The 21,320-nt window shown below is 67.2% G+C and carries 19 protein-coding genes and 2 pseudogenes; 16 read left to right on the top strand and 5 right to left on the bottom strand.

The genetic code is table 11. From position 1 onward, the window contains the following. The first annotated feature begins 206 nt into the window (after positions 1-206). Positions 207-689, top strand: coding sequence for a hypothetical protein (locus MVA01S_RS19710; protein ID WP_003930561.1), 483 nt, complete (start codon positions 207-209; stop codon positions 687-689). Between the two features lie 55 nt (positions 690-744). Here the strand turns inward: MVA01S_RS19710 and MVA01S_RS19705 are convergent, their stop codons facing one another. Further along, entirely contained in the window at positions 745-1,605 is an 861-nt protein-coding gene (locus MVA01S_RS19705; protein WP_003930560.1) for an enoyl-CoA hydratase ChsH3, read from the bottom strand. A gap of 2 nt (positions 1,606-1,607) precedes the next feature. Further along, positions 1,608-3,293, bottom strand: a complete 1,686-nt coding sequence (gene kstD / locus MVA01S_RS19700; protein WP_003930559.1) for a 3-oxosteroid 1-dehydrogenase — start codon at positions 3,291-3,293, stop codon at positions 1,608-1,610. Positions 3,294-3,364: 71 nt separating this feature from the next. Here kstD and MVA01S_RS19695 point away from each other — a divergent pair, with 71 nt between their 5' ends. The 8 genes and pseudogenes from MVA01S_RS19695 to MVA01S_RS19665 all read left to right on the top strand — a co-directional run bounded on the left by MVA01S_RS19695 (position 3,365) and on the right by MVA01S_RS19665 (position 10,855). Next, positions 3,365-4,150: a 2-keto-4-pentenoate hydratase gene (locus MVA01S_RS19695; RefSeq protein ID WP_003930558.1), complete on the top strand. Its 786-nt coding sequence runs from the start codon at positions 3,365-3,367 to the stop codon at positions 4,148-4,150. A gap of 15 nt (positions 4,151-4,165) precedes the next feature. Continuing rightward, complete coding sequence (locus MVA01S_RS19690) at positions 4,166-5,089, top strand: acetaldehyde dehydrogenase (acetylating) (protein ID WP_003930557.1); 924 nt, start codon at positions 4,166-4,168, stop codon at positions 5,087-5,089. Further along, positions 5,086-6,147 carry a 4-hydroxy-2-oxovalerate aldolase gene (gene dmpG / locus MVA01S_RS19685; protein ID WP_003930556.1) on the top strand — a complete coding sequence of 354 codons (1,062 nt, stop codon included), beginning with the start codon at positions 5,086-5,088 and terminating at the stop codon, positions 6,145-6,147. Before MVA01S_RS19690 ends, dmpG begins: the two co-directional genes overlap by 4 nt. A 91-nt stretch (positions 6,148-6,238) precedes the next feature. Continuing rightward, positions 6,239-6,946 (top strand): PAQR family membrane homeostasis protein TrhA, encoded by a 708-nt coding sequence (gene trhA / locus MVA01S_RS19680; protein WP_144033054.1) that lies wholly within the window; start codon positions 6,239-6,241, stop codon positions 6,944-6,946. A gap of 95 nt (positions 6,947-7,041) precedes the next feature. After that, positions 7,042-7,453 (top strand): annotated as a pseudogene (locus MVA01S_RS30555) (DEAD/DEAH box helicase); the annotation flags it as partial. A 325-nt stretch (positions 7,454-7,778) separates the two neighbouring features. After that, positions 7,779-7,865, top strand: a pseudogene (locus tag MVA01S_RS32095) (Rieske 2Fe-2S domain-containing protein); the annotation flags it as partial. A 319-nt stretch (positions 7,866-8,184) separates the two neighbouring features. Further along, complete coding sequence (locus tag MVA01S_RS19670; protein ID WP_003930552.1) at positions 8,185-8,703, top strand: hemophore-related protein; 519 nt, start codon at positions 8,185-8,187, stop codon at positions 8,701-8,703. A gap of 79 nt (positions 8,704-8,782) precedes the next feature. Continuing rightward, the gene (locus MVA01S_RS19665; RefSeq protein WP_003930551.1) at positions 8,783-10,855 is read left to right on the top strand and encodes a RecQ family ATP-dependent DNA helicase; all 2,073 of its coding nucleotides are present in this window, start codon (positions 8,783-8,785) and stop codon (positions 10,853-10,855) included. Positions 10,856-10,886: 31 nt separating this feature from the next. Here the strand turns inward: MVA01S_RS19665 and MVA01S_RS19660 are convergent, their stop codons facing one another. Further along, positions 10,887-11,789, bottom strand: a complete 903-nt coding sequence (locus MVA01S_RS19660) for an IclR family transcriptional regulator (protein WP_003930550.1) — start codon at positions 11,787-11,789, stop codon at positions 10,887-10,889. Positions 11,790-11,872: 83 nt separating this feature from the next. Here MVA01S_RS19660 and MVA01S_RS19655 point away from each other — a divergent pair, with 83 nt between their 5' ends. The 6 genes from MVA01S_RS19655 (at position 11,873) to MVA01S_RS19630 (ending at position 18,205) form a co-directional block, all read left to right on the top strand. Next, positions 11,873-13,000, top strand: a complete 1,128-nt coding sequence (locus MVA01S_RS19655) for a hypothetical protein (protein WP_003930549.1) — start codon at positions 11,873-11,875, stop codon at positions 12,998-13,000. Positions 13,001-13,003: 3 nt separating this feature from the next. Continuing rightward, positions 13,004-13,789 (top strand): SDR family oxidoreductase, encoded by a 786-nt coding sequence (locus MVA01S_RS19650; RefSeq protein ID WP_003930548.1) that lies wholly within the window; start codon positions 13,004-13,006, stop codon positions 13,787-13,789. After that, complete coding sequence (locus MVA01S_RS19645; protein ID WP_003930547.1) at positions 13,789-14,943, top strand: sulfotransferase family protein; 1,155 nt, start codon at positions 13,789-13,791, stop codon at positions 14,941-14,943. Before MVA01S_RS19650 ends, MVA01S_RS19645 begins: the two co-directional genes overlap by 1 nt. 193 nt (positions 14,944-15,136) lie before the next feature. Further along, positions 15,137-16,063, top strand: coding sequence for a polyphosphate polymerase domain-containing protein (locus MVA01S_RS19640; RefSeq protein WP_003930546.1), 927 nt, complete (start codon positions 15,137-15,139; stop codon positions 16,061-16,063). A gap of 23 nt (positions 16,064-16,086) precedes the next feature. Further along, a complete protein-coding gene (locus MVA01S_RS19635) occupies positions 16,087-16,764 on the top strand; it encodes a DUF4956 domain-containing protein (RefSeq protein ID WP_003930545.1) in 678 nt (225 codons plus the stop codon). Next, positions 16,745-18,205 (top strand): CotH kinase family protein, encoded by a 1,461-nt coding sequence (locus MVA01S_RS19630; protein ID WP_051015275.1) that lies wholly within the window; start codon positions 16,745-16,747, stop codon positions 18,203-18,205. The genes MVA01S_RS19635 and MVA01S_RS19630 overlap by 20 nt, the downstream gene beginning before the upstream one ends. A 28-nt stretch (positions 18,206-18,233) precedes the next feature. Here MVA01S_RS19630 and MVA01S_RS19625 read toward each other — a convergent pair whose 3' ends face one another. Continuing rightward, positions 18,234-18,698, bottom strand: coding sequence for a hypothetical protein (locus MVA01S_RS19625; RefSeq protein ID WP_040541207.1), 465 nt, complete (start codon positions 18,696-18,698; stop codon positions 18,234-18,236). Continuing rightward, positions 18,695-19,858, bottom strand: coding sequence for a 3-ketosteroid-9-alpha-monooxygenase, oxygenase component (locus tag MVA01S_RS19620; protein WP_040541205.1), 1,164 nt, complete (start codon positions 19,856-19,858; stop codon positions 18,695-18,697). Before MVA01S_RS19620 ends, MVA01S_RS19625 begins: the two co-directional genes overlap by 4 nt. A 141-nt stretch (positions 19,859-19,999) precedes the next feature. Between MVA01S_RS19620 and MVA01S_RS19615 the strand changes: the two genes are divergently transcribed. Beyond that, entirely contained in the window at positions 20,000-21,238 is a 1,239-nt protein-coding gene (locus MVA01S_RS19615) for an MFS transporter (protein ID WP_051015274.1), read from the top strand. Positions 21,239-21,320: the final 82 nt, after the last annotated feature.

Raw genomic sequence — 21,320 nt, 5'->3', positions numbered from 1 at the left:
GGCGGGTCCGGCACTTCGGGCGGAAACGACGGCGCCGATGGAAGTGAGGCTGCGCGAGCAGACGCCGCTGACGACTGAGCCAGCCCGATAGCGCTGTGATGCGGGCGCCGACTCCCACGGGGGCGGCGCCCGCGTTGCTGTCGTCCGCTCCGCGTGTTGAAAACTATTGCCGAGGAGTGCCTTTCATGAGCCGCTATGATCGCCCAATGCCCGAGTCCGGAAACACGTCCAGTCGTACGAATCAGCTCGTCATCGCGGCCCTGGTGGTCGCCGTCGCGGCGCTGGTGATTGCGGTCTGGGCACTGCTGAGTGCGCCGTCAAGCCAGACCTCGTCGGCGACCGCCGATCAGTCCACCGACCCGAAGACCCGGGTGTGTGGTGCGTTCGATCTGGTGCGTGGCGCGGTGTCGCTGCAGACCAATGCCAACCTCGGGGACGACCCGGTCGCAGTGCAGGCCGTGGCCGCCAATGCTCGGCTGGCCACACTGGGCGGGGGACAGTTCCTGCTGTCGCGGCTGGACGGTGACGTGCCGTCCGATCTCGCGGATGCGGTGCGCACGTTCGCCAACAGCCTGGAGTACATCGGGATGAGCCAGCTTGCCGGCGCGCCGGGCAACGACCCCGGTCAGGTGGACCGGATGAACGACGCGCAGACGGCCTCCACGAAGATCACCGAGCTCTGCGAGTAATAGGCCCGGTGCTCTGCGAGTAATAGGCCCGGTGCTCTGCGAGTAATAGGCCCTCTTACGCCGGGACGAACTCCACCCCGGCCAGGGCCACCGCGTTGTCGCGTTCGGGTGCGGTGACGGTGGCGGTGTAGGCGCCGTCCTGCTTCCAGACGTTCACCCGCAGGGTTTCTCCGGGGAACACCACGCCCGCCATCCGCGCGCCGTAGGACTTCAGCCCGGCCACGTCGCCGTCGAGCAGGTTGTCCACCAGGGCCTTGCAGGTCATCCCGTAGGTGCACAGTCCGTGCAGGATCGGACGCGGAAAACCCGCTGCCGCAGCGAAACCGGGGTCGGAGTGCAGCGGGTTGCGGTCGCCGCACATGCGGTAGAGCAGCGCCTGCTGGGGTGAGGTCGGCACGGTGAGTTCGAGGTCGGGCGCACGGTCGGGCGCGGCCGAGGATCCCGAAGGACCGCGGTCGCCACCGAACCCGCCTTCGCCGCGGGCGAAGATCGAGCGCTTCTGGGTCCACAACAGCGTGCCGTCCGGATCCTTGACCGTGGTCTCCGACCAGATGACCGCAGCCTTGCCCTTGTCCCAGATCTCGGTGAACCGGGTGACGGCGATGCCGGTGCCCGACGGCGGGATGGGCCCGGGCACGGTGACGGCCTCGCTGGCGTGCAGCACTTTGCTCAGCTCGATGTCGATGCCGGGGAACTTCACCGCGGGCGGTTCGGTCATGTGGAAACTCTGCGCGACGTTGCCGAATGTCGGCAGCACCTGCGGGGTGTCGTCGACGAGGTAGCGCAGTTCGGTCGTGTCCATCGGATCCCCGCCCGCACCCAGTCCCAGGTGGTAGAGCTGCACATCGCTACTGGTCCAGGAGAATTCGACCGGATCCAGCTCGGCGCCGATGGCTTCATCGAGATTGATGGGCACGCTTATTCCTTCCCTGCGGCGATGTCCAACGCCGCCAGATAGCCGAACGTCATCGCGGGTCCGATGGTGCCGCCGGGGCCGGGGTAGGTGTGGCCCATCACCGGTGCGCTGACATTGCCTGCAGCGTAGAGGCCGTCGATGACCGAACCGTCGTCGCGCAGCGCCCGCCCCCGCACGTCGGTGACGATGCCGCCCTTGGTGCCCAGGTCGCCGGGCACCAGCTTCGCCGCGTAGAACGGACCCTGGCCGATCTCACCCAGGTTCGGGTTCGGCTTGTTGGTCGGATCGCCGTAGTAGCGGTCGTAGGCGCTTTCGCCGCGCTTGAAGTCCTCGTCCACCCCGGCGCGGGCGAAGCCGTTGAAGCGCTCCACGGTGGCCTTGAACGCGTCGGCCGGCAGGCCGGTCTTGACCGCCAGCTCCTCGAGGGTGTCGGCCTTGACGATCACCCCCGACTCCAGCCACTTCTTCGGAATCCGTTGTCCTGGTTGGAGTCCGGCAAAGATATAGCGGTCACGGTAACGCTGGTCGAACACCAGCCAGGCCGGGATGTTCTCACCGGGACCGGGGCCCTGGCCGTACTGGCCGCCGTACATGTGGTGGCATGCCTCGACATAGGGCATCGACTCGTTCATGAATCGCTTGCCCGCCATGTTCACGATGATCGAGCCGGGGGAGTTGCGCTCGGACAGCGCGAACCACGGCGAGTCCACCAGTGGCACGGTGGGCCCCCACCAGGCGTCCTCCATGACGTCCAGCGCGGCGCCCAGTTTCTCTGCGGCGAGGATCCCGTCGCCGGTGTTGGCCGCGGCGCCGACGGTCCACTCCGTGGTGATCGGCGCGCGCTGGTACTTCACCCGCATCTGCTCGTTGTGCTCGAATCCGCCGCTGCCCAGGATGACTCCGCGCCGCGCCCGGATGAGTTGCGGCTCGGCGCTTTCCGGTGCACCGGTATCCCGGACGTAGATGCCACGGACCACACCGTCCTCGACGTGCAGATCGGTCATCGCGGTGTTCAGTCGCACCGGGACCCCGGCTTCCCGCAGCCCGATCCGCAGCGGGGCGATCAGCGCGCGGCCCATGCCGACCAGGTTCTTGCCGGTGGTGTTGGCCCACACGGACCGGACGCCGACCTTGAGGCTGCGCAGCAGCCCGCGGGGATGCCGCTTGAGCTGGTTGAGCCGGACGTAATCCTGTTGCATCACCACCATGTTCATCGGCACCTTGCCGTACGGCGGTTCCAGGCCGGGCAGATCCTCACCGAGCTTCTTGGCGTTGAACGGCTTTGGCTCCACCGAACGGCCGGTGGCCTTGCCGCCCGGGTGCTCGGGGTAGTAGTCGGAGTAGTTCGGCACCCAGCACAGTTTCAGCGGCGAGTGCTTGAGCACGAACGACAGCATCTCGGGGCCGCGATCCAGATAGGTGTCGATCTTCTCCGCGGGCACCACGTCGCCGATGATCGCGTGCAGATAGGTGCGGGCCGCGTCTGCGGTGTCCTTGACGCCGTCGCGCTTGAGGATCTCGTTGTTCGGGATCCATACGCCACCACCTGACCGCGCAGTGGAACCACCATAGTGCGGGGCCTTCTCAACGACTATCGTCGAGAGGCCCTGGTGGGCGGCGGTGAGGGCGGCGACCATGCCCGCGGCGCCGCTCCCGACCACGACGACGTCGTACTCCTGCTCCGTCATGTAGAACACGTTATAGAATTGCCCGGCCGACTAACAACTGTGCCGGTCGACGAAACGAGGGGACTTCACCAATGTTGTCCGATGAGGTGCGCGAAAAGCTCGCCGCAGACCTGGCGGAGGCGGAGCGCAGCCGGGTGCCGATCTCACCGCTCACCGATGGGCACCCCGACATCGACGTGGTGGACGCCTACGAGATCCAGTTGATCAACATCCGCCGGCAGATCGCCGGCGGCGCCCGGGTGATCGGGCACAAGGTGGGCCTGTCCTCTGAGGCCATGCAGAAGATGATGAACGTCGACGAGCCCGACTACGGGCATCTGCTCGACCAGATGCAGGTCTTCGAAGACGTTCCGGTCAAGTCGGCGGACTACCTGTATCCGCGGGTGGAGGTCGAGGTGGGCTTCATCCTGTCCGACGACCTGCCCGGCGCCGGGTGCACCGAGGACGACGTGCTGGCCGCGACGGCGGCGTTCGCGCCCGCGATCGAGCTCATCGACACCCGGATCACCAACTGGCAGATCAAACTGTGCGACACGATCGCCGACAACGCGAGCTCGGCGGGCTGGGTGCTCGGCGAGGCGCGGGTGTCGCCCAAGGACATAGATATCCGGGCCATCGACGCGGTGCTGACCAATAACGGCGAGGTCGTCGCGGAGGGACGCAGCGACGCGGTGCTGGGCAACCCGGTCACCGCGGTCGCGTGGCTGGCCCGCAAGGTCGAGAGTTTCGGTGTCCGGCTCAAGGCCGGCGACATTGTGCTGCCCGGGTCGTGCACACGTGCGATAGATGCACCGCCGGGAAGCCATTTTGTGGCCGACTTCAGCGGATTAGGTTCAGTACAGCTCAGTTTCGAATAACCCGAAGGACTAGCAATGTCTACGGACAAAAAAGCCTCCGTCGCGATCGTCGGGTCCGGCAACATCAGCACCGACCTGCTCTACAAGCTGCTGCGGTCGGAGTGGCTGGAGCCCCGCTGGATGATCGGCATCGACCCCGAGAGCGAGGGTCTGGCCCGCGCTCGCAAGCTGGGTCTGGAGACCTCACATGAAGGTGTCGACTGGCTGCTGGCGCAGCCGGAGAAGCCCGACATGGTGTTCGAGGCGACCAGTGCCTACGTGCACCGCGACGCAGCGCCCCGGTACGCCGAGGCCGGTATCCGCGCCATCGACCTGACCCCCGCCGCGATCGGGCCCGGGGTGATCCCGCCGGCGAACCTGCGCGATCATCTCGACGCCCCCAACGTCAACATGGTGACCTGCGGTGGGCAGGCGACCATCCCGATGGTGCACGCAGTATCACGCGTGGTGGATGTGCCCTACGCCGAGATCGTCGCGTCGGTGTCGTCGGCGTCGGCCGGCCCGGGCACCCGGGCCAACATCGACGAGTTCACCAAGACCACCAGCGCCGGCGTGCAGAACATCGGCGGCGCGAAGCGCGGCAAGGCGATCATCATCCTCAATCCCGCCGAGCCCCCGATGATCATGCGCGACACCATCTTCTGCGCGATCCCCGAGGATGCCGACCATGCGGCGATCACCCAGTCCATCAAGGACGTCGTCGCCGAGGTGCAGACCTACGTGCCGGGCTACCGGTTGCTCAACGAGCCGCAGTTCGACGAGCCGTCCGTGGTCAACGGCGGCAACCACGTCGTCACGATCTTCGTCGAAGTGGAGGGTGCGGGAGACTATCTGCCGCCCTACGCTGGAAACCTGGACATCATGACCGCCGCGGCCACCAAGGTGGGCGAGGAGATCGCCAAGGAACGGGCTTCGGTCTCGGGAGGTGCGCAAGCATGAGTGATACGGACAGCATTTACTTCAATCCGATCTGGGACGTCCGGATGACCGACACGTCGCTGCGCGACGGCTCGCATCACAAACGCCACCAGTTCACCAAGGACGAGGTCGGGTCGATCGTCGCGGCGCTCGACGCGGCGGGCGTGCCCGTCATCGAGGTCACCCACGGTGACGGGCTCGGCGGGTCGAGCTTCAACTACGGGTTCTCCAAGACCCCCGAGCAGGAGCTGATCAAGCTGGCCGCCGAAACGGCCAAGGAATCCAAGATCGCCTTCCTGATGCTGCCCGGCGTGGGCACCAAGGAGGACATCAAGGAGGCCCAGAACAACGGTGGATCGATATGCCGCATCGCGACCCACTGCACCGAGGCCGACGTGTCGATCCAGCACTTCGGGCTCGCCCGCGAGCTGGGCCTGGAGACCGTCGGGTTCCTGATGATGAGCCACACGATCTCTCCGGAGAAGCTCGCCAAGCAGGCCCGCATCATGGCCGACGCGGGCTGCCAGTGCGTCTACGTCGTCGATTCCGCCGGTGCGCTGGTGCTCGAAGGTGTCGCCGATCGGGTTGCCGCGCTGGTCGCCGAACTGGGCGACGATGCGCAGGTGGGTTTCCATGGCCACGAGAACCTCGGCCTGGGTGTCGCCAACTCGATCGAAGCCGTACGTGCCGGTGCCAAGCAGATCGACGGCTCCTGCCGCCGGTTCGGCGCGGGCGCGGGTAACGCGCCGGTCGAGGCGCTCATCGGCGTGTTCGACAAGATCGGCGTCAAGACGGGCATCGACTTCTTCGACATCGCCGACGCGGCCGAGGAGGTCGTCGCCCCGGCGATGCCGGCGGAGTGCCTGCTGGACCGTAACGCGCTGATCATGGGCTACTCGGGGGTGTACTCCAGCTTCCTCAAGCACGCGATCCGCCAGTCGGAGCGCTACGGCGTGCCGGCGCACAAGCTGCTGCACCGTGCGGGTCAGCGCAAGCTGATCGGCGGTCAGGAGGACCAGCTCATCGACATCGCGTTGGAGATCAAGCGCGAGCAGGAGGCCGAGGCGGCGCGCGTCTGATCGCGCAGGCCCGTCGTCGGGCGCTACCATTCGCTTGCGCCGGTGCGACACGCTCCGGTTTCGTGATTCCCGACCCGCGGCTCGCTAATACATCGGAGACACCCTGATCAACGGCGATGCACCGGCCGGTTCTGCTCACCTAGATCCGGTCATCGAAGTCATCGTCCGGCCCCGGGCCCGCGGATGGATACATCTGGTTGCGGCCGGTGTGGCTGTCGTCGCGGGCCTGGCGTTGGTGCAGAGCGCGTGGCGGGCGTCCTCAGAGTTCGCCGGCTGGGCCGCTTCGGTGTACGTGGCCGGCGTGATCAGCATGTTCGCCGTCAGTGCCACATATCACCGGGTTCAGTGGGGGTCACCGCTGGCCGAGAAATGGATGATGCGTCTCGACCACTCGGCGATCTTCCTGTTCATCGCGGCGAGCTATACGCCGCTGGCGCTGCTTGCCCTTCCGCCCGGGATCGGCGCTGACGTGCTGACGCTGGTCTGGACGGGGGCGCTCGCCGGGGTGGCCTTGAAGATGTGCTGGCCCTCGGCTCCCCGGTGGGTGGGTATCCCGCTGTATCTGATGCTCGGGTACGTGGCGATCTGGTTCGCCGAGCCGCTGCTCGATGTTGCCGGCGCAACAGTGGTCGCTCTGCTGATCGCCGGCGGTGTGCTCTACAACGTGGGTGCGATTCTGTACGGCGTGCGATGGCCCAATCCGTGGCCCGCGACCTTCGGTCACCACGAGTTCTTCCACGCATTCACCGTCGCCGCGGCGGGGTGCCACTTCGTCGCGATCTGGCTCGTTGTGCACTGACGCGCACCGGCGTCATACCCAGCGGGCACGCTGGCTTCACGGATGATTCCCCGGCGGTTCAGCCGGCCACGGCGACCAGAGCCGACGCGCAGGCGATACTCGTGCAATTGGCCGGCCCGAATGCCGTCCTGCGTGATGACAGTGGACCGCGATTGAAGCGCTGGTCGTCCACAGGCGCCGGGCGCTCGTCGTCCAGCGCACCGGCTGGGGCAAGTCCGCGGTCTAGTTCATCTCGGCGAAACCGCTTCGCGCGGCGGGTCGTGGCCCGACGGTCATCGTGTCGCCGTTGCTGGCTCTGATGCGCAACCAGGTGGCCGCGGCGGACCGTGCGGGCGTGCACGCCGCGACCATCAACTCCAGCAATGTCGCGGACTGGTCCGAGATTCACGAGCGGGTCCGCCGCGGCGAACTCGATGTGCTGCTGGTAGCCCGGAACGGTTGAACAACCCCGACTTTCGCGACGAGGTGCTGCCCGCACTCGCCGAGGATGCCGGGCTGGTCGTCGTCGATAGCGAACGCGAACTCGCGCGCCAGATGCTCGAGGAACGCGACGAGGCCGAGTCGATGAGCGCAAGCGCCGCCGGATCCGGGGACAGGATGATCACCTGGCCCACCACCGAGTACTGGTACGAGATCGAGAAGCGGGCGAGCGGCGACGACGACCGGTAGTGACTGCTGGAAATTTCAAATATGTTGCCGCCCAAGTGAATAAGCTGTCTATGCCAGTGGAACAGGCCCCGACTGCGCGTGCTGGCGGGTGTTAGAAGAACGGGGTGACTGTTCAGCGAAAAGAAGACAGCATCCGGCACATCGAAGCCGCCGGGGTGCCCACATCCAGGCCTTCGGCCAGAAGCTGGTCGTGTTCCGCGGCGGCGACGGACAGATCAACGTCCTCGACAGTTTCTGCCGCCACATGGGGGTGACCTCGCGCCACCACAAACTCCGCTAACGATGCTGAGCACGTGAGGTTTTCATTGAAAAGGCCAGGACTCTCCACGCGGCTGGAGAAGTCGGGTCCGCGCCCATGCAGTTCCGGTGAGTGGACGTGTCCGAGATCGTCACGGCGTTGGAAACAGTGCGACAGCCATCAGTTTCGAAATTCTTCGACAGGCACGACGACCTGCGACGACGATGGCGTGGAGCGCCCCGGGGCCGGCCGTGCGGGGGTTTGGCGTCGCCGCTGACGGGTAGAAGCCAACCGAGCGACCGACTGATCGCAGATCGAAGGAGTGATTTTCATGAACACGTCCGCTACGACCGTGCGGCGCGGCCTGTTCGGCATGTTCGCCGGAGGAATGCTGGCTTTCGGGTCGGCGGCGATCGTCGCCCCGGTGGCCAACGCTCAACCGGCTCCCGCGCCCGCACCCTCGCCCGACTGCTCCGCGGCCAGCGTGGCCGGAACCGTGAGCACCGCGGCGGCGTCCGAGGGTGCCTACCTGACGGCGAACCCGCAGGCCAACGAGGCGCTGTCGACCATCTCGGCGCAGCCGAATGACGATGCCATGCCCGCCTACCAGGCGTTCTTCCAGCAGAACCCGCAGGTGGAGCAGGAACTCAGGAGCATCTTCGCGCCCGTGAGCGCGCTGCAGACGCAGTGCAACCTGCAGCTGACGCCGACCCCGGTGGCGCAGGCGGTGTGGAACAGCACCCCGGGTGCCGCCGAGATGCCGGTGGAGGTCCCCCAGATCGTCGAGGCTCCGGCGGCCCCGCAGCAACCGGAACAGCAGCCAGAGAAGCCGGCCGCTCCGGCGAGCTGACCTCTGACAGGTTACGGGCCTGGGGCCAGGAGCCCCGGGCCCGTTTCCGTGTGTCGGAGACGCCCGGCACGATGGTCTGATGGCGACGAGACCGCAGGCCCAGGCACTGCTCGAACAACTGGCAGGCCCGCACGCCCAGCTACGCGATGACCAGTGGACGGCCATCGAGGCGCTGGTCGTGCATCGTCGCCGGGCACTGGTCGTGCAGCGGACCGGATGGGGAAAGTCGGCGGTCTACTTCATCGCCGCGAAACTGCTGCGTGCCGCGGGCCGCGGGCCCACGGTGATCGTCTCGCCCCTGCTGGCGCTCATGCGCAACCAGGTCGATGCGGCCGCCCGAGCCGGGGTGCGGGCGGCGACGATCAACTCCAGCAATGTCACCGAATGGGACGAGGTGCACCAGCGGGTCAACGCGGGTGAGCTCGACGTCCTGCTGGTCAGCCCCGAACGGCTGAACAACCCCGACTTCCGCGACGCGGTGCTGCCGGCCCTGGCCGCCGACGCCGGCCTGGTGGTGGTCGACGAAGCGCACTGCGTCTCGGACTGGGGCCACGACTTCCGGCCCGACTACCGACGCATCCGCACCCTGATCGGCGAGCTCGGCGCCGGCATCCCGGTGCTGGCCACCACTGCGACCGCCAACGATCGGGTGGTCGCCGATGTGGCGGCTCAACTGGGTGTCGGCGGTACCGACACCCTGGTGCTGCGCGGCGGCCTGGACCGGGAGTCACTGCGGCTGTCGGTGGTGCACGCCGGCGGCCCGGCGCAACGCGCGGCCTGGCTGGCCGCCCACCTGAATGCCCTGCCCGGGTCCGGAATCGTGTACACCCTGACCGTCGCGCAGGCCAACGACGTCGCCGCGCTGCTGCGCGAGCAGGGCCACGCCGTGGCCGCCTACACGGGAGGAACCGAGGCCGCCGAACGTGAACAACTCGAGGCCGACCTACTGGCCAACCGGGTCAAGGCGCTGATCGCGACGTCGGCGCTGGGGATGGGCTTCGACAAGCCCGACCTCGGCTTCGTCGTCCACCTCGGGGCGCCGTCCTCGCCGATCGCCTATTACCAACAGGTCGGCCGCGCCGGGCGGTCCACCGCCAGCGCGGAGGTGATACTGCTGCCCGGCCGCGAGGACGCCGACGTGTGGCGGTATTTCGCATCGGTGGCCTTCCCGCCGGAAGCCTTGGTGCGCAAAGTGATCGACGCCCTCGAGCCGGACCGCGCGCAGTCCACGGCGGCACTCGAGCCGCTGGTCGACCTCAACCGGTCCCGCCTGGAGATGGTGCTGAAGGTGCTCGACGTCGACGGCGCGGTGCGGCGGGTCAAGGGCGGGTGGATCAGCACCGGGCAGCCGTGGGAGTACGACGAGGCCCGCTACCGCCGCCTCGACGAGGCCCGTAAACGCGAGCAGCAGGCGATGCTCGACTACCAGAGCACCGACGGTTGCCGCATGTCGTTCCTGCGTAGCCAACTCGACGACCCCGAACTCGGTCCGCAACCGTGCGGTCGGTGCGACAACTGCGCGGGGCCGCGGTACATCGCCGACGTCGACGCGGAGCAAGCCGAGACGACCCGGCTGCGCCTCATGCGACCGGGGGTCGAGATCGCCCCGCGCAAGCAGTGGCCGACCGGTCTGGCCAAGCTCGGCCTGGAGATGTCGGGCCGCATCAGCGACGGGCCTTCGCCGGGCCGTGCGATCGGGCGGCTGACCGACCTCGGGTGGGGCGCGCGGTTGCGCAAGCTGTTGGCAGACCCTGACGCCGAGGTGTCCGACGACGTGCTGGGCGCGGCCGTCGCGGTGCTGAAGGCCTGGGAGTGGCAGCAGCGCCCGACAGCGGTGCTCGCGCTGGATTCGGCGACCCGACCGAAGCTGATCTCCTCCCTGGCGGCGCGCCTGGCCGAGGTGGGTCGACTGGAAAACCTTGGCGTGCTGGAGTATTCGCACGATCACCGGCCCACCTCCGCCGCGAACTCGGCGTACCGGGTGGCGGCGTTGCACGGCGCCTGGGTCCCGCCGGGCGGGGTGGCCGGGGCGCGCGTGCTCCTGGTCGACGACCTGACCGACACGGGGTGGACCATGACAATGGCCGCCAGGGCGGTGCGCGCCGCCGGCGCGGCCGAGGTGCTGCCGTTCGCGCTGGCAGCGACCAGCTAGTTGGCACGCGGAGGCCCGGAGACGACCTGACTCAGGCGGTGGGGGTGTGGCCGCCCAGCTGGGCGGTGACCGCGTCGGCAGTCGCCACCACGGCGCGGGCGCGGTCGACGATCTCGTTGTCGGTCAACGCTTTCCCGACGTGCAGCGAGGCGACCATCACCTGGCGGCCATGATGGTCGTACACCGGTGCGGAGATCACGCTGATATCGAAACGGGCAGCGCGGCCCCGCCGGGTGCTCTCGTCGCGCAGATACACCCGCTCGCCGATGTCGGAGACGAGCTCACCGAGCAGCGCGCGCAGCTCGTCGGGCAACTCGTCGGGCATGCCGGCCATCAACGCGTACAGCCGCCTCCCGCCCGGGGTTTGCCGCTCCACGAGGTATCCGTCGGCGCGGCACGCGGCGACCACCTTGGCCAGCCGGTCGGTGTCGGTCCGCAGCGGGATGGTGGGCCGCTTCGCGAGCCACTGCCGCTCGGCCTCCTCGTCCCACAGCACGAACATCAAGCCGACCGGCGGCGCGAACGGATAGCTCTGGCCGACCTCGACGCCCGGCCGGGTACCGGCGGGCGCGACCAGGTCCAGCAGCGTGATGCGGTCGTCGACCACCGCCGCCAGCGCGGCCGGCGCGCCGAACCGAGACGACAGCAGGCGCAACTGCTCCCGGGCGGCGGGGCTGACGCGCAGCGACTCCTGGGCCCGGTGGCCCAGGGTGATCAGTGCCGGCCCAAGCCGGTAGGTCTTGTCGGCCGGGTCCCGGACCAGGTATCCGGCGTCCCGTAGCGAGGTGACGATGCCCAGGCACGTCGGCTTGGTCAGGCCGACCCGGCGTGCGAGATCGGAGACGCCGAAGCGTTCCCGGGGATGGCCGGCCAGGAAATCCAGGACGCGCACCACGCGGTCCGTCGGCGGCGAGGCGCGGCCCGGGGTCGACATACCGCGAGACTACCTACGGGTACATATTTGGAACAACCCGGTCGTATATTGACTCGCGGTGCAACGGGTTCTAGTTTCACACTGTGTTCACCCAGCCTCTCGCCGATGCGATTGCCGAAGCGGAGACGCTTGTCGCGGCCGCCCCGTTCATCGAATCCGAGGCCGATCTGCTCGAGGGTCTGCAATACCTCGCCGGCTGTATCGCCGCCTGCACGCATGTGGCGTTCGACTACGACCGCGACCATCCGTTCCTGCACAGCGGCACCGGACCGTTCACCAAGATGGGCCTCGACAACCCCGACACCATGTACTTCGGTACCCGCGTGCAGCCCGGCTTCGAGTACGTCGTCACCGGCCGGCGCGGTACCACCACCGACGTGAGCTTCCAACTCCTCGGCGGCGAGTACACCGACGAAGTTGTGCCCGACAGTGACACGGCTTTCGACGATCGCAAGCTCGACATCGCTGCCGACGGGACATTCGAATGGAGGTTCACCCCCGCGGTGCCCTCCCAGTTGGTCATCCGCGAGGTATACAACGACTGGTCGGCCCAGCGCGGCACGTTCGCGATCGCTCGCACCGACACGGCGGGCACGGCCCCGGCGCCGTTGACCCGTGAGCTCATCGAGAAGCGGTACGCGGTCGCGGGCAAGCAGCTCGTGCAAAGGGTGAAGACGTGGCTGCAGTTCCCGCAGTGGTTCTACAACGACAGTCCGCCCAACACTATGGTGGCGCCGAGGCTCACACCCGGGGGGCTCGCGACCCAGTATTCGTCGGCCGGCCAGTTCGACCTGCGCGAGGACCAGGCGCTGGTGATCACACTGCCGGTCACCGACGCGCCGTACCTGGGGTTCCAGCTGGGCAGCCTGTGGTACATCTCGCTCGACTACATCAACCATCAGACTTCGCTGAACGGCACTCAGGCTCAGGCGGATCCGGACGGCAAGATCCGCTTCGTGGTCTCCGACCGCAATCCGGGTGTGACGAACTGGGTCGAGACGCTGGGGCATCGCAAGGGCTTTCTGCAGTTCCGCTGGCAACGGGTGTCGCGCGAGATGACGGCGGCCAACGGGCCGGCGGTCGAGCTGGTGCACGTCGACGATGTGCCTTCGGCGCTGCCGTACTACGACTCGAACAAGATCTCGGACGAGGACTGGCGCGCGCGGATCGCGCTGCGCCAGAAGCAGATCGGCGAAAGAATGGTGGGCTGACCCATGGCACTTCCCCTGCTGGAGAACAAGGTCGTCGTGATCAGCGGCGTCGGACCGGCGCTGGGCACGACGCTGGCACGGCGGTGCGCGGAGGCCGGTGCGGATCTGGTGCTGGCCGCGCGCACGGTCGAACGACTGGAGGACGTCGCCAAGCAGATCACCGATCTGGGCCGGCGCGCTGTCTCGGTGGGCACCGACATCACCGATGAGGCGCAGGTGGACAACCTCGTCGAGGAGTCACTGAAGGCCTACGGGAAGGTCGATGTGTTGATCAACAACGCCTTCCGGGTGCCCTCGATGAAACCGTTCGCGAACACCACCTTTGAGCACATGCGGGACGCGATCGAGCTGACGGTGTTCGGCGCCCTGCGCATGGTCCAGGCGTTCACGCCGGCGCTCGCAGAGGCCAACGGCGCGGTGGTGAACGTGAACTCGATGGTCGTACGCCACTCGCAGGCCAAGTACGGCGCCTACAAGATGGCGAAGTCGGCGCTGCTGGCGATGTCGCAGACACTGGCGACCGAGCTGGGCGACCAGGGCATCCGGGTGAACTCCGTGCTGCCCGGCTACATCTGGGGTGGAACGCTGGAGTCCTATTTCACCCACCAGGCCGGTAAGTACGGCACCACCGTCGAGGAGATCTACAAGGCCACCGCAGCGTCGTCGGACCTGAAGCGGCTGCCCACCGAGGACGAGGTGGCCTCGGCGATCCTGTTCATGGCCAGCGACCTGTCCAGCGGCATCACCGGGCAGGCGCTCGACGTCAACTGCGGGGAGTTCAAGGCCTGATGAGCGAACGGACGGCGCGAACGAACGTCGGCACTGTCGAGGATCTGCACGCCTCCGCGGTGAAAGCCTGTGGCCTCGATGATTTCGGGTCCGACGACGACAACTACCGCGAGGCGCTCGGCGTTCTGTTGGAGTCGTACAAGCGCGACGCCGACCTCACCGAGCTCGGCAGCAAGATGCAGCGTTTCTTCCTCAGGAACGCGTTGGTCGCCCGTCTGGTGTCCGAGGCGGCGTTCAAGCAATACCCCGAGCACGCCGACGTGGCGATCGAGCGGCCGATCTTCGTCACCGGCTTGCCGCGTACCGGGACGACGGCGGTGCACCGCCTGCTGGCCGCCGATCCGCGGCACCAAGGGCTGGAACTGTGGCTGGCCGAGTTCCCTCAGCCGCGCCCCCCGCGTGAAACCTGGTCGCAGAACCCGGTTTTCCAGCAACTCGACGCGCAGTTCACCAAAGCGCACGAGGAGAACCCGGACTACACCGGGCTGCATTTCATGACCGCCGACGAGGTGGAGGAGTGCTGGCAGCTGCTGCGCCAGTCCCTGCATTCGGTGTCCTACGAAACGCTGGCCCACGTACCGACGTACTCGCAGTGGCTGGCCCGCCAGGACTGGACGAAGCCCTACCGGCGGCACCGCCGTAACCTGCAGCTGATCGGGCTCAACGACCGCGAGAAGCGCTGGGTGCTGAAGAATCCCAGTCACCTGTTCGCCCTCGACGCGCTGTTCGAGACGTACCCGGACGCGCTGATCGTGCAGTGTCATCGGCCCGCCGAGACGATCATGGCGTCGATGTGCTCACTGGCCCAGCACACCACAGAGGGCTGGTCGAACACGTTCGCCGGTGATGTCATCGGCGCGGACTCGATGGAGACCTGGTCGAGGGGGCTGGAGTTGTTCAATGCCGAACGCGCCAGGCACGATCCGGCACAGTTCTACGATCTGGACTATTTCGCGCTGATCAAGGATCCGATCGGCGTGGTCGAGGACATCTACCGCGCCTTCGGCATCGACTTCACCGACGCGGCGCGGGCGGCGATGGTTCAGACCGACCAGGAGAGCAAGAAGGGTCCCCGCGCGCCGAAGCACACCTACTCGCTGGCGGACTATGGACTCACCGCGGAGCAGGTCAAGGCGCGCTTCGAGGGGCTCTGACCCTGCCGGGCAGTGTGTGTGACCGACATCATCGCCGATGGAACCCGCAGGTCATCGGGGTACTCGGGGAATGCGTGGACGGCGCGCATAGCTCGCGCATAGCTCGCTCATAGCTTCGTACTGTTAGCTTCACTAGCTGTTCACTTCTCGCTCATCTCGAAGTGGCCCCCAGCTGACCAGAAGCGCAGGAGACATGAATCTGTTCGGGTTGCGGCGCGCCCGCGCGGACCAGTCGTCGCGCGTTTACGACGACGTCCCGACACGGCCGACCGGCTATCAACAGACCGCGAGCAAGCTGCACGCCTTCAACCGGTACGAGATCAAGTATTTCGTCGACGAACTGATGGTGCCCGCACTGCGAACCGAGCTCGCGGCCCGCATGAACAGCGATCCGTACTCGCCGCGCGGCGGGTACCCGGTGACATCGCTGTACTACGACACCCCGGATCTGCGGTTCTACTGGGAGAAGATCGAAGGCCTGCGGTTCCGCCGCAAACTGCGAATGCGGCTCTACGGCGCGCCGTCAGCCTGCACGGCCGACAGCCCGGTGCAGGTCGAGATCAAGCAACGGGTGAACCGGGTGACGCAGAAACGTCGCATCCAGCTGCCTTACGCCACCGCGCTGCGCTGGCTGAACGGCCGCGAGGAGATCGACTGCGACCCCACACAGCGTCCGTTCGTCGACGAGGTGTCGACATTGGTCGGCAACCTGGACCTACGGCCCGTCGTGACCACCGGCTACCTGCGCGAGGCATTCGTCGGTCGGGACGCCGACATGGGACTGCGGGTGACCATCGACCACAAGGTGCACGGCCGCGACAGAGACTTCCACTTCGCCTCGGATGCCCGCAACCGCTTCACCATCCCGCCGAAGCTGGCGATCGTGGAGGTCAAGGCCAACGAGCGGGTGCCGTACTGGATCACCGACCTGTTGGCCCGCGTCGACATGTCGGTCGTACGGATATCGAAGTACTGCCAGTCGGTGCAGGCCTTCGACCTCGCGCCCCGGTCGCTGTCCGGCGCTCCCGAGCTGGTGCCACCGGAGGCCGGAGACCCCGTACCCGCCGATCTGCTGGAGTCCGACACCCCGGCCGATGACGCGAAAACCGTTACCCGATAAGCGATCGAATCAGAAAGCCATCAGTGAACATCAATCTGCAGGATCTCAGCGGCACCTTCACCGTCTTCGATGTCGTCGCATCGTTGTCGTTGTCCTTCGTGCTGGCCCTCGTCATCGGATGGGTATACCGGTACACCCACAAGAACGTGTCCTACAGCCAGTCGTTCGTGCAGACGCTGGTGATGGTCTGCATGATCATTTCCGTCATCATGCTGGTTGTCGGCTCGAACATCGCCCGAGCCTTCGCCCTTGTCGGTGCGCTGTCGGTGATCCGATTCCGCAACGCCATCAAGGAAACCCGGGATATCGGGTTCGTCTTCCTGGTGATGGCGGTCGGGATGACATGCGGTACCCGGTTCTATGTCCTGGCGGTGGCCGCCACCGTCGCCATCTGCCTGGTGCTGGTGATCATGAGCAAGTTCAATCTGTTCAAGCTCGACGTCAAGCGCCAGGTGGTGAAGGTGCAGGTGCCGCCCGAGCGCGAGTACGCGGCGCGCGTCGAGGACGTGCTGATCGAGTACTGCTCCGAATTCGAGTTGGTGTCAACGGAATCGGTTCGTTCCGGTGCCCTCCACGAGCTGTACTACACGGCCCGGCTGAAGAAGGGCAGGACCGGCAACGACCTGATCGCCGCGCTGAGCGAGGTGAACAGCGGGCAACGGGTGACGGTGCTGACCGGCTATGACCAGACCGACATCTGAGGACGCCACCGCTGCGGTGCGCCCCACTCCCGCACGGCGGCTCGTCCGCCGGGTTCCGAGATCAGTGCGCCAGCACTGGAAGCCGGTGACCATCCTGATCGTCCTCGCCGCGGTGGTGTCGCTGGTGTTCGGTCAGGTCCGACTGCGGCCCTACGTCACCGGCGACGTGTCCGTCATCGCCGCGCAGATCACCCACGACATCCCCGGCGCCGTCGACCTTTTCGACCCCACGGTCGAGCACACCCTGTCGATCGAGATCGCCGACGCCGAACTTCACCACATGCTGACCCAGTTCACCGCCGACGGCGACAAGAAGTGGGTCAGCGCAGACCTGACCATCGACGGCACTGTGATCGACGACGTCGCGGTCCGGCTGAAGGGCAACTCGACGCTGATGGGACTGCGGCCGCCTCCGCCCGGGCTGGAGGGTTTCTCGATGCCCCCTCCCTTCGGTCCGATGGGCAGCGTGTCCGCCGATGTCCCGACCTCGCTGCCGCTGTTGATCAGCTTCGACGAGAATGTCGACGGGCGCGGCTACCAGGGGATGACCGAGCTGACGGTGCGGCCTGGGACGTCGATGCTCAACGAGGCGATGGCACTGTCGTTGACCGCCAGCACAGGCCAACCCACCCAGCGCTACGCCCACGTGAGGTATTCGATCAACGGCGACGCCACGACGAAGCTGGTCCTGGAGCATCCCGATGACACCTACGCCAACACCTTGTACGAGTCGGCCGGCTATCTGTACAAGGCCAGGGCCGGGTCCCAGCTCGAGTACCGGGGCGCCGACCAGTCGATCTATGCGGGCGAGTTCAAACAGATCAACGCCGTGGGCTCCGGCAACCTGCAGCCCCTCATCGACTTCCTGAAATGGCTCGACACCGCCGATGCGGCCGAGTTCGACGCGTCGCTGCCGCATTGGGTGGACGTGGAATCCCTGGCGCGCTACGTCGCGACGCAGAACCTGTTGGTGAATGCCGACGACATGTCGGGCCCGGGCCAGAACTACTACCTGTGGTACGACCTCGACACTCGAAAGCTGTCGGTGGTGTCCTGGGATCTGAACCTGGCCATGCTGATGGGCGACCCCACGACGGGGCCGCACGACCCGGTCGAGATGGTGTTCCCGTCCGGCTTTCCACCACCGCCCGAGCCGCCTCCCGGTGCCGCGCCCGGCGACGTGCCGCCATGGCTCAAGGGCAACCTCCTGAAGGAACGGTTCCTGGAGTCGCGCGCGTTCACCGACCTTTACGAAAGGGCGTACTGGGACCTCTACCAGCAGATGTACGCCGACGGGCGCGCGGTGGAACTCCTCGACGAACTGGTGGCGACCGTGCCGCTCAGCGCCGGCCTCAGCGAGCAGGGCCTGCGGGCCGAGGCCGAGTCACTGCGCTCCTGGGTCACCGAGCGCACGGCCGCGTTGGAGCGGATCCGTCCCTGAAGCGGCGCGCTCGGCGCGAACGAACGACCTACCCGTCACCGGGCGACGGAGCGCTGGAGTACTCCTCCAGGCAACCTTCGGCGACAGCGTGCCTGATGCTGTCGGCCAGCCGAGGACAGGACGGCGAGCGCGCGGGATCGCCGCCGGCTGCCCGGATCTCGGCGAAGTGCGCGCACCGCTGAGTCGACTCGCGGCTCCACTGCACCGAGGTGTGGGTCGGGCCGAGCTTCTTCACCTTGACCGCCACATGGCAGAACCGGCAGTCGACCTCGGCCAGCCCCGACGTGAGGTAGCGCTCGCGGTCGGCCTGGGTGGCTGCCCGCACGGCTGCCGCGCGATCCGGATCGGACGCGAAATCCGGTGCCTTGCGCCATGATCCGGGCTTGTCATCGGTGTGCCCCGGAGTGTGACCGTGCTCGTGCTCCTCGTCGTCGTGCCCGTGCAGCAGCAGCATCGACTTGGCGAGGCGGTCCACATCCGGTGGCTGACTCATGTCGCCGGCTGTTCTGCCTTTTCGGCTTCCCTGGCCTTCAGGTTCTGTTCGACCTCGACGTGCCACTTCTCGTTGGCGATCGTCGTGTCGACCTCCATCTCGAACCGGTCGGTCATCTCGGGAGTGACGTCGGCGGCGTCGACGTAGAACTGCTGGTACCAGCGTCGCATCTGGTACACCGCGCCGTCTTCCTCGACCAGCAGCGGATTGTCGATGCGCGTCTTGTGCTTCCAGATCTCCACGTCCTGCAGGAAGCCCTTGCTGACCCCGTCGGTGAACGCGTCGGCCAGCTTCTCGGTGGTCTTGTCGTCCAGGCCCTGGGGCTTCTCGACGATGACGCCCCACTGCAGCACGAACGAATCCTGGGTGACCGGGTAGTGGCAGTTGATCAGGATCGACTCGGCCTTGAAGTCGCCGTAGGTGTTGTGCAGCCAATTGATCATGAACGACGGGCCGAAGTAGCTGGCCTCGGAGTCCAGCGATGCGTCTCCGTAGGCGGTGCCCATGTCGTTGACGTCGGGGCGCCCGACGTTGTGCAGGTACTGGCTGGCGATGTGACCTTCGAAGACGTTCTTGAAGTAGGTCGGCAACCCGAAGTGGATGTAGAAGAAGTGCGCCATGTCGGTGACGTTGTCGATGATCTCGCGGCAGTTGCTGCCCTCGATCAGCATCGTGTTCCACTTCCAGTCGGTCCACTCGCCGCTGGACCACTGCGGGATCTCCGGGATACGGACCTCGGGCTGCGGCGGGTTCCCCTCGTGGTCGTGCCACACGAACAGCAGGCCGCCGCGCACATCGGTGTGCCAGGCGCGGGTGCGGGCCAGGCGGGGGGTGCGTTTGGCGTAGGGGACGAGCTTGCACTTGCCGTCGCCGCCCCAGCGCCAGTCGTGGAAGGGGCAGGCGATCTCGTCGCCCTTGACGGTGCCCTGGGCGAGGTTGCCGCCCATGTGCCGGCAGTAGCCGTCGAGGATCTTGATCTCGCCCTGGGAGTCGGCGAACACCACCAACATGGTCCCGAAGATCTCGATCCCGTGCGGTTTCCCGTCCAGGAAGTTCTTCACCGGGCCCAGGCAGTGCCACCCTCGCGCATAGCGGTCGGGCAGCGTGCCGGTGTCGATCTCGCGAATCCCTGCGCTTGCCGCAGCTGAATCGGTAGTCACTCGGGCCTCCAAACCTCGGCTTCTAACTAGAACACGTTACAGTTTTTGCTCCGTCCGGCGCAATCGATACCGACTCACCTGCGCAGAATGTTGCGCTCGCCACGTGCTTCGGCGGATACCCACTTGCTCGCGGCCTATATAGTGGACAAAGTGTCCAGTAATGTGACGGTCGCGCACTCCGCGGCGCAGCCCGCCCCGCGCACCGGCGCGACGCGTCACTGGCTGGCAGTCGCGGTAGCCACGTTCGCCATCGCCTGGGGCGGCAATGAGTTCACCCCGCTGCTGGTGATGTATCGGGCCGGCGACACCTTCTCCGCGCTGACCGTCGATCTGCTGCTCTTCGCCTACGTGCTCGGCATCGTGCCCGCGCTGCTGATCGGCGGCCCTCTGTCGGACCGGTTCGGTCGCCGGCCGTTGATGCTGCCCGCGCCGGTCCTGGCGGCCGTGGGCTCCTCGATCCTGGCGTGCGGAGCCGAGTCGGCACTGTTGTTGGGCCTGGGCCGGGTGTTCAGTGGCGTGGCCCTCGGTCTGGCCATGGCCGTGGGCGGCAGCTGGCTCAAGGAGCTGTCCAGCCCGCCGTGGGACGTCGGAGATGCGGGGGCCCGCCGCGCGGCGATGAGCCTGACCTCCGGATTCGGTCTCGGTGCGGGAGTAGCCGGGGCCCTTGCCCAGTGGGGTCCTGCACCCACCGTGCTGCCTTACGCGGTCAACGTCGTCCTGGCGCTGTGCGCTGCGGTGCTACTGCGCGCCGCCCCCGAGACGCGCGCGCGGCACGACACCGGACGTCCGTGGTGGACCGACCTCGCGGTGCCCGGCGCGGCGCACCGCCGGTTCCTGTTCGTGATCGTGCCGCTGGCACCGTGGGTCTTCGGCGCAGGTGCGTCGGCCTACGCAGTGCTGCCCGGGTTGATGGCGGATTCGGTGGCCGCGGCGCCGATCGCGTTCTCCGCGCTGATGGGTCTCGTCGCACTCGGCGTGGCGTTCATGGTGCAGAACCTCGCCCGCAACCTCGACGCCGGCGGACGGGTCGGTGTGGTGATCGCGCTGGGCCTGATCGCGGCCGGGATGGCGATGGCCGCGTGGGCGGCGGCGGTGCTGACCATCTGGGTGGCCCTGCTCGCCGCGGCGGTGCTCGGCGCCGGATACGGGATGGGCCTGCTGGCGGGTCTGCAACAGATCCAGCGGATCGCCGGCCCCGACGACCTTGCCGGCATGACCGCCGTGTTCTACAGCCTGACCTACCTGGGTTTCGCGGTGCCTGCAGTGCTCGCGGTCGCGGGGCGGTCGTTCAGTTATCCGATGATGTTCGGGTTCGGCGCGCTGGCCGCGGTGCTCACCCTGGCCGTCGCGATGGCGGGATCGCGGTTGCGCACGCAATAAGCTGAGCGCGTGGTGGAGCGCCGGTCCGCGGGTCGCCGCGGGCGCCCGCGCAGCGAAGCGGTCCGCGCCGCGGTGCTGTCGG

Source organism: Mycolicibacterium vaccae NBRC 14118 = CIP 105934, assembly GCF_001552715.1.
Taxonomy (GTDB): domain Bacteria; phylum Actinomycetota; class Actinomycetes; order Mycobacteriales; family Mycobacteriaceae; genus Mycobacterium; species Mycobacterium vaccae.
Note: the sequence above shows the minus strand (reverse complement) of the source record. Positions and strands in the feature narration are given on the sequence as shown.